Source organism: Pleomorphomonas koreensis DSM 23070 (genome assembly GCF_000425185.1).
In the GTDB taxonomy this organism is placed as follows: Bacteria; Pseudomonadota; Alphaproteobacteria; order Rhizobiales; family Pleomorphomonadaceae; genus Pleomorphomonas; species Pleomorphomonas koreensis.
On sequence record NZ_AULH01000012.1, the window covers coordinates 64,785 to 77,963 of the forward strand.

Genomic DNA, 13,179 nt, shown 5'->3' on the forward strand with positions numbered 1-13,179 from the left:
CCGGCCGGGTCTCAGCGTGGGCTTCGCACGGTGACGTCATAGGTTCGACCGGCCTCGATGCCGGCAAGCCGTCCGTGATCGAGACGCCGGCCGCCGACCTCGACCACCTGCCCGGCGAGGCCATCCTCGCGCGTGAAGCTGACGTTGAACGTCGCGCCGCGCAGCCGGCGGCTGAAGGCCAGCGTCTGCCAGTCCGAGGGGACTTGCGGCGCGATCACCGCGCCGTCGCCGTCGCCGCGCACCCCGCACAGTTGCTCGACCACCAGTCGGTAGAACCAGGCGACGGTGCCGGTGTTGAACAGGTTGCTGGAGCGGCCGGCGGTGCGCGGAAACTGGCGATAGGCGCCGCGATAGTAGTTGGGAATGTAGAGCGGCAACTGGCCGCGCGCCGCGATATCCACCCGCTCGGCGTCGGTCAGCATGGCGCGCAGCACCCTGAAGCCCCGGTCACGCTCGCCGACATGGTAGAGCGACGCGGCGTAGAAGGCGGCGGCGTGGTTGTAGACGGCGCCGTTCTCGGCGCTGCCCGGCCATTTCTGGGTGACGCGGCCGATATCCTCGCGCATCGCCGTGAAGGCCGGCGCGTGGATCTCCACGCCATAGGGCGTCACCAGCTGTTCGTCGATCGCCTTCAGCATACGCGCCTTGCGGTCCTCGCCGGCGGCACCGCACAGCAGCGCCCAGCTCTGGGCGTTGAGGAAGATGCGCCCCTCCGTGTCGGTCGATACGCCGAAGACGACGCCGTCGTCGGTGATGCCGCGGCTATACCAGTCGCCGTCCCAGAGATGGCGGTTGACGCGCTCGACCAGAGCGTCGGCCTCCGCCTTCAGCCAGTCGGCAGTGTCCTTATCCCCCTCGGCGGCGCAGACCTCGGACCACAACGACATGGCATAGCTCGACGCCTCGGCCAGCCAGCCGGAAACGCCGCGGCCCTTGTAGCCGACCATGTTCATCGGATCGCACCAGTCGCCCTGGTCGATATAGGGAAGCCCGCGCTCGTCGACGGCCGCCGCCAGGAAGCGCAGCGCGCCCGTCACGTGCTCGCGGATGCTGGCCGGCCGGTCGTCATCTGCCCAGGCCGCCGTGTCCGCCAGAACGCTGCGGTCGCCGGTCTCGTCGAGATAGGCCTTGGTGACGATCGCCAGCCATACGGCATGGTCGGTATGCGGCACCTGGTTGATGTATTTCAGCTCGGCGTCGGGCCTCAGCAGGATGCCGTCCGGCATCTTGCCGCTGGCGTATTGCTGGCCGGCGGCGTGCAGGATGGCCTCGCGCGTCGTCTCCGGCCGGATGAACAGCATGCCCAGCGCGTCCTGCAGATAGTTGCGGGTCTGCGGATCGGTGGTCAGGCGGTTGGTGTCGCCATGGTAGAACGCCTGGCGCGGCAGCCAGTGATTGACGAAATGGTTGAATGTCTCGTCGGGCGACCGGATCTCCAGGCAGCTGCGGCCGCCGACCGTCACGTAGGCATGATAGGCCCGCCGCGCCGCCTCGGCGTCGCCGTCGAGGTATTTCGCCCGCAGCGCGGCGATCTCCGCCTCGTCCTTGGCCGGACCGAACAGGAAGCGGAATTCCTCGCTGGCGCCGGCGGCAATCTCCAGATCCCACTGCATGACGCAGGCCGGCACTTCGTAGAGCGCCTCGCCGTCGCGGAGACGGCCGCCGTCGGCGAGCGCCGACGGGTTGTGCAGGCCGCCTTCGCCCTCGAACGCCTGCTGCGCCACCTCGAAATGGTCCGGGCGGCGGCTGGCGGCCAGGAAGGTGATGTCCTTGAGATGGCGGTTTTTGAAATACTGCTCGACCTTCTGATAGGGCGTGACGGAGGTGCAGACCACCGCGTCGAGCCTCGGATCGAAGTGGCCGCCCATGTTCATCCAGGACATGTAGCCGACCGGAAAGAACGGCACGAAGGAGAGGGACTTCGTCGCGGCCGCCACGTTGGTCACCTTCGCCGTCCAGAGTTCGGCGACGTCGTCCACCGGCAGGGACAGGCAAAGCTCCACCCGGACGCCGTCCTTCTCCACCAGCCAGCGGATGTCGGACAGGCCAGGCTCGAAGGCGAAACGGTCGAGCGAGGCGCGCACCGGCTCGTAAGGCGCCGAGAACAGCGCGCCGGTGCGGTTGTCGCGGATGTAGAAGAAGCGGCCGGGATGATTGGGATAGTAGCCCTGCTCCGGCTGCATGAAGGTCTGGGCGGCGATGGTCGGCGGATAGGCGTATTTGCGCGGCTCCGGGTCCATGTACTGGCTCACCGCGTAGCCGCGGTTGTTCATCTGGATCATCATCCGCCGGTTCCACAGATAGCCGGCCGCGTTGGGAGCCAGCGTCGGATCGTCCAGGTGGAACCGGGTTCCGTTGTCGATGAAGGAGGGCATCGGTGTCTCTCGAAGGGGAAGTGTTCGATTACGGACGGCATGGCCCCGTCGACTGCCGCACGGAGAGCGACGGCTCGAAGCGCTCGCGGTAGGGCAGATCGAAGCCGTAGGTGAGGTTCAGCAGCTGGTGGCAGGCCGACTGGCTCATTTCCTCGATCGGCGCATGGATCGTGCTGAGGGCGGGGGCGGTGAAGGGCGTGAAATCGACGTCGTCGTAGCCGAGGACGGACACCTCGTCCGGCACGCGTATGCCGCGCTTGTGCAACTCGGCGATCAGCACCATCGCCACCTTGTCGTTGCCGCAGAACACCGCCGAGCAATCGGCGCCCGACGCCAGCAGCGCCGCCACGGCGCTCTCGCCGCCGGCATAGGAGAAGGCGCCCTCGATGATCCGTTCCGGCGCCAGGGGGTGGCCGAGCTTGGCCATCTCGTCCAGGAAGGCGACATGGCGCTGTCGGGCGTCCTGCGCCGACAGCCGGCCGGTGATCGTCGCCACCCGCCTGTGCCCGAGTTCGACGAGGTGCCGGGCCGCCAGCCGGCCGCCGAGATCGTGGTCGATCGAGAAGGAGCGTCCGGCCAGTTCGTCGGTGCGATGGTTGATCACCACCAGATTGGGGAATTTCTCGGCATAGCGCGCCAGCTCGAACTCGCTCTGCAGCGAGCTGGAAATCAGGATGCCGTCGCAGTCGCGGTTGATCAGGTAGTCGAGATGGGCGAGGCGGTCGTCGTTCGATTGCGCGTCCTCGGCATTGGCGAGAATCATGTGCTTGCCCTGCAAGCGAAGCGCGCTTTCGATGGTGCGGATCATCATGTGGTAGTAGGGCCCCTCGAGCGACGGCACCCAGACGCCGATCAGGTCGGACCGGCGCGACGACAGCGATCGGGCCATGCTGTTCGGCCGATAGTTGAGCTGCTCGATGGCGCGCGCGATCTTCTCGGCCGATTTGCGCGAGACGGAACCGGTTCCAGAAATATAGCGCGAAACGGTTCCAGACCCCACGCCGGCCAGCTTGGCTACATCTTTTACCGTTGCCATCTCGCAGCTCCGCTCACCCTGATGCTCCGCACAATATCACTTATCCTTTTGTTTTAAAAGGATCAAAATTTGATTCCTCGGAATTGCCCCGCTTTCTGTTCCCGCTTTTCTCGCAAGGTGAGTTGACAAAATCAAGGCACCTGGGTCAAAAATGGAACCGATCCCACTTTTGGATCATGAACCGTCGTTCGTCCGGCTTGGAGAGCCGCGATCGGCGCGACTCGTTTGGGAGGAACCATGACTGCAATGAAGCAAATGGTCGCCGTGTCGGCCATCGCCCTTGCGGCTGCGACGGGCATCGCCAGGGCGGAGGAGCCGCTCAACGCCGAGGTCATCCACTGGTGGACGTCGGGCGGCGAATCCGCGGCCATCGCCGTGTTCGCCGACGCCTTCAACGCGGCCGGCGGCAAGTGGGTCGACAATGCCGTCGCCGGCGGCTCGGCCGCCCGCAGCGCCGCCATCAACCGCATCATCGGCGGCGATCCGTCGACCGCCGCGCTGTTCAACACGTCGCGCCAGTATCACGAGATCATCGGCGAGGGCCTTCTCAACGACATCGACGCCGTCGCCTCGAAGAACGATTGGGACAAGGTGCTGCCGGAGCCGATCGCCAGGGCCGTCAAGGTCGACGGCAAGTATTACGCCGCGCCGGTGAACATCCACATGCCCCTGTGGATCTGGTACTCGACCGCCGCCCTGAACAAGGCCGGCATCGACAAGCCGCCGGAAACCATGGAGCAGTTCCTCGCCGACCTCGACAAGCTGAAGGCGGCGGGCGTCATTCCGCTCGCCCTCGGCGGCCAGCGCTGGCAGGAGAACTCGCTGTTCTCGGCCGTGCTCACCAATGTCGGCGGCGCCGCGCTGTGGAAGTCCGTCTACGGCGACAAGGACGAGGCGGCGATCCGCTCGCCGGAGTTCCGCAAGGTCATCGAGACCTTTGTCAGCCTGAAGCCCTATGTCGATCAGGCATCGCCGGGCCGCAACTGGAACGACGCCACCGCCCTGCTGATCAAGGACGAGGCCGGCTTCCAGGTGATGGGCGACTGGGCCAAGGGCGAGTTCAAGCAGGCCAACAAGGAGATCGGCAAGGACTACGGCTGCATTCCCGGCCTCCGTCCGGACTCGCCCTACGTGCTCGGCGGCGACGTCTTCGTCTTCCCCAAGACCGACAACGCCGAGCAGGTGAAGGCCCAGCATCTCCTCGTCGAGATCATGACCGATCCTGCGGTGCAGGTGAAGTTCAACAATCTCAAGGGCTCGATCCCCATCCGCTCCGACGTCGACGTGTCGAGCCTCGACGCCTGCGCCCAGCTCGGCATGAAGATCATGTCCGATCCGGCCCGCCAGGTGCCCGACGCGTCGCAGATGATGGAGGAGTACGTCTACGGCTCGGTGCAGGACATCGTCACCGAACTCTGGAACACCCCGATGACCGTCGACCAGGCCGTCGACCGCTTCGAAAAGGCCCTGAAAGGCTGATCCCGCCTCAAGACCGCGGGGAGGCGGCCGTCCGCCTTCCCGCAACTGCACAGGGGAGGACCACGTGGGAGCCGAATTCACCCGGCATGTGAAGCGCAACCTCGTTGCCTACATCGCCCTTCTGCCGATGGCCGCCGTCGTCATCTTCGCCTATCTCGGCACCATGGCCTGGTCGGTCCGGCTGTCGTTCTCCAGCTCGAAGCTGCTGCCGAGGAGCGACTTTGTCGGCCTCAATCAGTATGTCACCCTGTTCGACACCTCGCGCTGGCTGACCTCGCTCGGCAACCTCGCCGTCATCGCCTTCTTCTTCCTGCTGATCTGCTTCGTGCTCGGCTGCCTGCTGGCGATCTTCATCGACCAGAACGTGCGCGGCGAGAGCCTGTTCCGCACCGTGTTCCTCTATCCCTATGCCATGTCCTTCGTGGTGGCCGGGCTGATCTGGCAGTGGATCCTCAATCCCGACCTCGGCATCCAGGCGACCATGCGCGGCTTCGGCTTCTCCGGCTTCGTCCTCGACTGGGTGGTCAATCCCAGGATGGTGCTCTACGCCGTCATCCTGGCGACGGTCTGGCACGGCTCCGGCCTCGTCATGGCGCTGATCCTCGCCGGGTTGCGCGGCATCGACGGCGAGATATGGCGGGCGACGCGCATCGACGGCATTCCGGCCTGGCGCGTCTACCTGTCGATCGTCCTGCCGATGCTGCGGCCGATGATCATCACCTCGCTGGTGCTGCTGTCGATCAGCATCGTCAAGATGTACGACGTCGTCGTCGCCATGACCAACGGCGGCCCCGGCACGGCCAGCGAAGTGCCGGCCAAGTTCATCATGGACAACCTGTTCGAGCGCGCCAACATCGGCCTCGCCACGGCGGCGTCGACGGTGATGCTGATCACCGTCCTGATGGTCATGGCGCCCGTCATCTATTCCCAGTACTTCCGGAAAAGCGGGAGGGCGGCATGATGCGCCAGGCAAAGCCGGCCGTCGCCAGACGCCCGCTCAACTATCAGGAGGTCTGGGGCCGCGTCGGCATCTACGCCTTCCTCGGCGTGGTGGCGCTGTTCTTCCTGCTGCCGCTCTACGTGATGCTCGTCACGTCGTTCAAGAGCATGGACGAGATCCGCCTCGGCCTGATCTTCTCGCTGCCGCGGCAGTTCACCATCGACGCCTGGGTGAAGGCCTGGACGTCGGCCTGCACCGGCCTCGAATGCACCGGTCTCAGGGTCGGCTTCGGCAACTCGGTGAAGATCCTGGTGCCGAGCGTCGTGGTGTCCATCCTGCTCGGCGCCGTCAACGGCTACGCGCTGTCCTTCTGGAAGGTGAAGGGCGCCAACGTGCTGTTCGCCTGCCTGCTGCTCGGCTCGTTCATCCCCTATCAGGTGTTCATCTACCCGCTGGTGCGCGTCTATGCCCAGACCGGCATCTACGGCTCGCTGGCCGGCATCGTGCTGACCCACGTCATCTTCGGCATGCCGGTGATGACGCTGTTGTTTCGCAACTATTATTCCGGCCTGCCGATCGAACTGTTCAAGGCGGCGCGCATCGACGGCGCCGGCTTCTGGAAGATCTTCGTCTCGATCATCCTGCCGATGTCGGCGCCGATCGCCATCGTCGCCGTGATCATGCAGGTGACCGCCATCTGGAACGACTTCCTGCTCGGCCTGGTCTTCGCCGGGCGCGAGAACCTGCCGATGACAGTCCAGCTCAACAACATCGTCAACACCACCACCGGCGAGCGCGCCTACAACGTCAACATGGCGGCAACGGTGCTCACCTCGCTGGTGCCGCTCGCCGTCTATCTGCTGTCCGGCCGCTGGTTCGTACGCGGCATCGCCTCCGGCGCCGTGAAGGGGTAAGCCATGAGTTCCGTATCCCTCGAAAGCCTCGACGTCAGCTACGGCAACGTGCAGATCGTCAGGAACCTCGACCTGAACATCCGGGACGGCGAGTTCCTCGTGCTGCTCGGGCCGTCCGGCTGCGGCAAGTCGACGCTCCTCAGCGCCATCGGCGGCCTGACCGATGTCAGCGGCGGCCGCATTTTGTTCAACGACAAGGACGTCACCTGGACCGATCCGAAGGATCGCGGCATCGGCATGGTGTTCCAGTCCTACGCGCTCTATCCGACGATGAGCGTCGAGCGAAACCTGTCGTTCGGCCTGCGCATCGCCGGCATCGACCGGGCGATCATCGAGAAGAAGGTCAAATGGGCGGCCGACCTGTTGCAGATCGCCCATCTGCTCGACCGCAAGCCGTCGGCGCTCAGCGGCGGCCAGCGCCAGCGGGTGGCCATCGGCCGGGCGCTGGTGCGCGATGCCGATATCTTCCTGTTCGACGAGCCGCTGTCCAACCTCGACGCCAAGCTGAGGGCCGAGCTGCGCCTCGAGATCAAGAAGCTGCACAAGACGCTGAAGTCGACCATGATCTACGTGACCCACGACCAGATCGAGGCGCTGACGCTTGCCGACCGCATCGCCGTCATGAAGGACGGCATCATCCAGCAGCTCGACACGCCGCTCAACGTCTACAACAAGCCGGCCAACGAATTCGTCGGCAGCTTCCTCGGCTCGCCGGCCATGAACAAGGTGGAGGGCGCACTGGTCGCCGACGGCGATCACCTGTCGTTCGCGGCGGGCGACTTCCGGCTGGACGTCAGCCGCTATCCCTTCACGCAGAAAGTGGAGAGCGGCCGCAAGGTCGTGCTCGGCCTCCGGCCGGAACACATCCTCCCCGCCAGCGGATCGGCAGCAGCCATCGAGGGAAAGGTGTCGCTGGTCGAGCCGATGGGCAGCAGCATCCTGGCCTGGTCTGTGTTTGACGGCCTCAGCCTGTCGCATCTGGTGGGGCAGGACGACGGCTGCGAGGCGGATCGCACGTTCGCCGTCACCATCGATGTGCAGAAGGCGTCGTTCTTCGACGTCGAAACCGGCTGGCGGCTGTAGGTATCGGCAACTCGCGCCGGAGATTGAGGTAATGGACGGGGCGCTTCGGCGCGCCCCGTCTATGCATCGCCGGTCGCCATCCCGGCTGATCGACTTGGTCTATAAAGTCCGAGGATACCTCTGGACGCGCGGCAGCTACCCCGGCGATCCCCTGGGAAGCCGGCTGCCGGGCATCTGCACGGTCGGCTTCTGGGATGCCCGCCATAGTCAGGACTGGGGCCTCGGGCGCCACTGCAACGAGGGTTTCAAGATCGCCTATCTGGCTCGCGGGCGGCTGGATCTCGTCGTCGACGACGTTCCCTTCAGTTTCGAGCAGGGCCAGTTCATCGTCATCCGTCCCTGGCAGCTCCACTCGATCGGCAATCCGACCGTCGGGTCGAGCCGCCTTCTCTGGATCATCCTCGATGGTGGCCTGCGCCGGCCGAGCGAGGACTGGCACTGGCCGGAGTGGATGGTCCTCTCGTCGGAGGAGGCCGACCGGCTCGGCCGGCTGCTGACGCAGAACGAGCAACCGTTGTGGGACGGCGGCGCCGATCTCCGCCGCGCCTTCGAGGCCGTGCCGCCGATCCTGCTCGGCCACGAGCCGCAGAGCGGCGAAACCCGGCTCAAGGTGGCAATCAACTCGATCATGCTGAGCCTGCTCGACCGTCTCGTCGAGCATGAGCCCAAGCTCGATCCATCGTTGTCTTCGTCCCAGCACACAGTGGCGATCTTCCTGCGCCGCCTCGTCTCCGCGCTCGAACAGGACTGGACGCTGGAGACGATAGCCGAGGAGTGCGGTCTGTCACGCACCCGCTTCGCAGATTATTGCAAGCGGCTGACCAACATGACGCCGATGCAACATCTTCAGAACCTGCGGCTGGAGCAGGCCCGCCGGCAGCTCATCAACGAAAGCGCATTGAGCGTAACCGAGGTAGCCTTCGCCTGCGGCTTCAATTCGAGCCAGTATTTCTCGAGCGCTTTCCGCAAGCGCTTCGGCCTGTCGCCGACCAAAATCCGGCCACCGGAGAAGGCCCAGGATTCGGACGGCAACGGCCGGCCGTTACCGGGTCAGCAGGAAACGCCAAGCCTGGAATCCCACGCGGTGCGTCCGGCAGATGAAAGCGCCGCGTACTCGCCTGCCAGATGAGCTGACGGCAAGGCGAACGGCAGTCTGGAATTCGCCGGTGCGGTGATGGCGGCGGGACCGCTGCCGGACGCCGCTTGCCGCCCCGATCCCTTGTCCGGCGACGCAGGAACGGTCCCGGCGATCACGGCCGGCCAGCGGCCGGGTGGCTTGGGTGACATCGACGGAGAGCAGCCCCCGATCCATCGGATGCCGCGCTTGCCTCGCTGTCGAGCGAGCCTGCTGTTGACGGGTCCCGGAGAGCGACCGATGGCCTGCCGCTGGCGCGCCCTTTTGCGCCGAAGGCCGCGCTGGATCTTGATGGGCGCTGTCGATCGCCGCTCATGCTGCGTCCGGCAACCGGAGCAGCGCCTCCTTTATCGCCGTGATCACGCGTCCCCTCCAATAGAACGGACACCGCGATCAACCCATGACCGGCTTTGAATCCTGGCGGGGGACGTAGCCGGAAAGCCGCGAGATCTCGTCGGCCGTGGCGATCACGAGCGGGGCGAAGGAGAAGAGCCGGTCGTCGGTCATCCGGCTTGACGGTCCGGAGGCGCTGACCGCCGCAAATACCCGCCCGGTGACGTTGCGGATGGGCGCCGCGATGCAGCGGATCAGCGGTTGGTGCTCGGCGTTGTCGACGGAATAGCCCCGCCGACGCGTTGCCTCGAGATCCGCGGCGAGGACGTCCGGATCGGTAATGGAGTTCGGCGTGAATGGCCTGAGGCCGCCGCGCACGATCTTGGCCACGACGCTGCTGTCCTGGTAGGCGAGCACCGCCTTGCCGACACCGGTGCAATAGGCCGGCGAGATCGACAGGGCGGTCGTCCAGTTCACCCGGCCGCTGCCCGGTTCGATATGCTCGACCGAAATGACGTTGGTGCCATCGAAGACACAGAGGTGCGAGTCCTCGCCCGTCGTATCCATCAGCCGCTGCACCAGATGCCGCGACCGCGAGAAGATGTCGAGATTGGCGAGCACGATGCTGCCGAGTTCGAACAGGCGGATGCCCATGCGATAGCGGTCCCGCTCGTGGTCCTGCTCGAGAAGTTTCACTTCCCTGAGCGAGGTGACAAGCCGATGGGCCGTGGTCTTGGGTATGCCGCAGCGCACGGCGATGTCATTGAGCGTGAGAGACTGCTCGTAGACGGAGAAGCAGTCGAGCACCGCCATCAGCTTCTGCATCGACTTCAGCGAGCCACGGTCGTCGCTTCTCTTCTTTTGCGGGCCTTTGTCGGCGGCCGGCTCGGCAGTCACGTCTTGTCGTTCGGCTGTGGTTTTCATGGTGTCGTTCCGTTGCCCACGGTCTCTGTGCGGTCCCGCCGGGGATCGCGCTTGTCATAGCGTTAAATCGTAGTGAGGCCGATTGACAAGCGATAACCCGCGTTCTAGAAGATTATTCCGAATAGCGGAACATTAATCCGCAAATGAGAGCGGCAATGTCAATTCCCGAGTATGAACGCCAAGTGCGGTTCCAGGCGACGCGGGCTCCTCCTGCCAGCCCGGCTGCCGAACCGAAGGCGCGCCGGACGAACAAGTTGAACGGATTTGAGGTCTCGTTCGGATAAACATCATTGATGACATGAATAGACTCTATGGAGGAAAACGTGACTGGGTCCAACAAACAGCGGGATGAGCTTAATGAGAAACTCCGCTCGAACAAGCCGACCTATGGTGTAACGCTCTATAGCGGCAGCTGTGCCGGCGTCGAAATCGCTGCCAACTGGGGGCTGGATTTCGCCTTCATCGATGCTGAGCATACGCCGGTCAATATTGACTCGCATATGGAGAAGCTGGTTCTGGCTGCGCGAGTTGGCGGCATCGCCCCGCTGGTGCGCGTGCGCGGCACCAACGAGTGGGACATCCGCAAGACGCTGGAGATCGGCGCCGCCGGCGTCATCATTCCGCAGGTCGGGTCCGCCGCCGAGGCGCGGCAGATCGTCCGCGCTGCGAAGTTCCCGCCGCTGGGGCGTCGCGGCGGCGACGCTTCGGTCCGCTCTGCCGGCTTCGCGGGGCCGGGATTCCAGTGGTCCAGCTATATGGAAAGCGAGAATAACAACACCCTCGTCATTCCCATGGCCGAGAGCTATGAGTTCTTCGATAACATAGACGAGATTCTGGACGTCGAAGGCATTGATGTCATCAACTTCGGTCCGGCGGATTATTCCATTTCCCGGCGGATTTCCATCGACTATTCCATGTCGAACCCGGAAGTGAATGACAAGCTCGACGAGCTTATCGAGAAGTGCCACGCCCGCGGCATCAAGGTGATGGCGCCCTGCATCCCGCCCGACAAGGAGAGCGCCCAGCGTCTCGCCCAAAAGGGCGTCGACATGATCATCATGGGCAACGACATCATGTTCCTCAACCAGGGTTTCCGCGCCGTTCGCGCTGCGCTCGACGGCTGATACCGGCACCGTCTTCCGGAAGATGGAATGCGGGATCCGAGAATTCGACAGGGGCGGCCAGCACCGCCGCTCCTGAAGGAAGCTTCTTGTGCCTTGGCGGAAGACGGGGCGAGACCCGATCGCGCCACGGATCGACAATCAAATCAATGGGATGGCTTTAGATGACGGATATCTTCAGCGTAAAGGACCGCGTTGCGGTGGTGACCGGCGGCCTTGGCCAGCTTGGAACGCAATTCAGCAAGTCGCTTGCCGAGGCGGGCGCCAAGGTGGCGATCTTCAGCCGGCGTGAGTTCAGCCGCGAGCGGATCGCCGAGAAGTTCCCCGGTCTCGAGGATCGCATTCGCGTCTATGTCGCCAGTGTCACCGACAAGGCGGCGCTTCAACAGGCCACCGATCAACTGATCGCCGACTGGGGCGTGCCGCATATCCTGGTCAACAACGCCGGCATCGATTCCAAGCCTTCCGGCTCGGCCGATCAGAACAGCCCGTTCGAGATCTATCCCCAGGAATACTGGAACGAGATCATCGAAACCAACCTGACCGGCGTCATGCTGTGCTGTCAGGTGATCGGGTCTCCCATGGCGGCGGCCGGTCGCGGCTCGATCATCAACGTCGGCTCGATCTACGGCATCGTGTCGCCGAACCAGGCTCTCTACGCCTATCGCGAAAAGCGCGACGGCAAGCCCTTCATCAAGGCGATCTCCTATGCCGCCTCCAAGTCAGCGCTGGTCAACCTGACGCGCTATCTCGGCACCTACTGGGCCACCAGGAAAGTCCGCGTCAACCTGATCTCGTTCGGCGGCGTCAAGACCGCCAACTTCGACAAGGAATTCATCGACGCCTTCCTCGAGCGCGTGCCGATGCGCCGGCAGGCCGAGATCGACGAGTACAACGGCGTCATTCAGTTCCTGGCGTCGGATGCCTCGTCCTACATGACGGGCTCGAACGTGGTGGTCGACGGCGGTTTTACCGCCTGGTGAGCCGCCCACGGCGCGCCGCGGGGCCGCATCTCCTCCCCCCGAAGACGGGACGGATGCTCCACCGGCCGAGGAATCGCCGGCGAAGATATCCTTTCCGCCCAATCGGCCCCGCGGCGACTGCCGGACCCCGGACAAATTCATCGAAGGCAGACATCAATGACAAAGTTCAACTATGACGATACGGATTGGGACGCGATCGGGCGCCTGTCGAAATGGTACTCCGGCGATGTGCACGACAGCCTCGAGCAGCTTGGCGGCCGCGGGTATCTGTCGGGCATCTCCCTTCAGGGGGCGTTGAAGGCCGGCGAGGTGGTCTGCGGACCGGCAGTGACCGTCCAGTTCGCGCCGAGCCAGCGCCGCAACCAGCCGCAGGACGTCTACCACAACGCCATCGACAACGTGCCCAAGGGGGGCATTCTGGTGGTGGATTCGAGCTGCGCCGAGGGCTCCTGTTCGGGCGAGCTGATGTCGACCGGTGCCAAGACCGCCGGCGCCGCCGCCACCATCGTCAACGGCACGGTGCGCGACCTCGCCCAGGTGCGGGCGCTCGGCTATCCGCTGTTCGGCCGTGGATCCAGCCCAGTGTCGGTCTCCGGCAAGATGGAGCCGAAGGCTTCGCAGGTCGAACTGGTGATCGGCGGCATCCGGATCGCGCCGGGCGATGTCGTCTTCGCCGATGTCGACGGCGTGGTGGTCATTCCCAGGACGATGGTCAAGGCCGTGGCCGACAAGGCCGACGAGGTCGGCGCCATGGAGGGAGCCGCCCGCGACCGCATCCTGAAGGGGGAACGCCTGCAATCGGTCTGGCCGGTCGACTCATCCTACAACTGACCCGGCGGGCACCTGGGCGGTCGAC

General features: G+C 64.7%; 11 protein-coding genes. 8 read left to right on the plus strand and 3 right to left on the minus strand.

All coding sequences use genetic code 11. The annotated features are described in order from the left end of the window. Positions 1 to 11: 11 nt before the first annotated feature. Together H512_RS0111300 and H512_RS0111305 are read right to left on the minus strand one after the other, a co-directional pair. Entirely contained in the window at positions 12 to 2,375 is a 2,364-nt protein-coding gene (locus tag H512_RS0111300; RefSeq protein WP_026783548.1) for a GH36-type glycosyl hydrolase domain-containing protein, read from the minus strand. 28 nt (positions 2,376 to 2,403) lie between these two features. Further along, positions 2,404 to 3,411 carry a LacI family DNA-binding transcriptional regulator gene (locus tag H512_RS0111305; protein WP_026783549.1) on the minus strand — a complete coding sequence of 336 codons (1,008 nt, stop codon included), beginning with the start codon at positions 3,409 to 3,411 and terminating at the stop codon, positions 2,404 to 2,406. A gap of 237 nt (positions 3,412 to 3,648) precedes the next feature. On the opposite strand from H512_RS0111305, the gene H512_RS0111310 reads away from it, so the two are divergent. The 5 genes from H512_RS0111310 to H512_RS23625 all read left to right on the plus strand — a co-directional run bounded on the left by H512_RS0111310 (position 3,649) and on the right by H512_RS23625 (position 8,956). Continuing rightward, a complete protein-coding gene (locus tag H512_RS0111310) occupies positions 3,649 to 4,890 on the plus strand; it encodes an ABC transporter substrate-binding protein (RefSeq protein WP_026783550.1) in 1,242 nt (413 codons plus the stop codon). A 127-nt stretch (positions 4,891 to 5,017) separates the two neighbouring features. Further along, a complete protein-coding gene (locus tag H512_RS0111315; protein WP_053239791.1) occupies positions 5,018 to 5,851 on the plus strand; it encodes a carbohydrate ABC transporter permease in 834 nt (277 codons plus the stop codon). Next, positions 5,851 to 6,744: a carbohydrate ABC transporter permease gene (locus H512_RS0111320; RefSeq protein ID WP_026783552.1), complete on the plus strand. Its 894-nt coding sequence runs from the start codon at positions 5,851 to 5,853 to the stop codon at positions 6,742 to 6,744. The genes H512_RS0111315 and H512_RS0111320 overlap by 1 nt, the downstream gene beginning before the upstream one ends. Before the next feature lie 3 nt (positions 6,745 to 6,747). Then, positions 6,748 to 7,827, plus strand: coding sequence for an ABC transporter ATP-binding protein (locus H512_RS0111325; protein ID WP_026783553.1), 1,080 nt, complete (start codon positions 6,748 to 6,750; stop codon positions 7,825 to 7,827). Between the two features lie 31 nt (positions 7,828 to 7,858). After that, entirely contained in the window at positions 7,859 to 8,956 is a 1,098-nt protein-coding gene (locus tag H512_RS23625) for a helix-turn-helix transcriptional regulator (protein WP_169507149.1), read from the plus strand. Between the two features lie 399 nt (positions 8,957 to 9,355). On the opposite strand, the gene H512_RS0111335 is transcribed toward H512_RS23625, so the two are convergent. Continuing rightward, positions 9,356 to 10,219, minus strand: coding sequence for an IclR family transcriptional regulator (locus tag H512_RS0111335; RefSeq protein ID WP_084798431.1), 864 nt, complete (start codon positions 10,217 to 10,219; stop codon positions 9,356 to 9,358). 323 nt (positions 10,220 to 10,542) lie between these two features. Between H512_RS0111335 and H512_RS0111340 the strand changes: the two genes are divergently transcribed. The 3 genes from H512_RS0111340 to H512_RS0111350 all read left to right on the plus strand — a co-directional run bounded on the left by H512_RS0111340 (position 10,543) and on the right by H512_RS0111350 (position 13,154). Further along, positions 10,543 to 11,343, plus strand: coding sequence for an HpcH/HpaI aldolase family protein (locus H512_RS0111340; RefSeq protein ID WP_026783555.1), 801 nt, complete (start codon positions 10,543 to 10,545; stop codon positions 11,341 to 11,343). Positions 11,344 to 11,504: 161 nt separating this feature from the next. Beyond that, positions 11,505 to 12,323 (plus strand): SDR family oxidoreductase, encoded by an 819-nt coding sequence (locus H512_RS0111345; RefSeq protein ID WP_026783556.1) that lies wholly within the window; start codon positions 11,505 to 11,507, stop codon positions 12,321 to 12,323. Positions 12,324 to 12,479: 156 nt separating this feature from the next. Then, complete coding sequence (locus tag H512_RS0111350) at positions 12,480 to 13,154, plus strand: RraA family protein (protein WP_026783557.1); 675 nt, start codon at positions 12,480 to 12,482, stop codon at positions 13,152 to 13,154. The last annotated feature ends 25 nt before the right edge of the window (positions 13,155 to 13,179 follow it).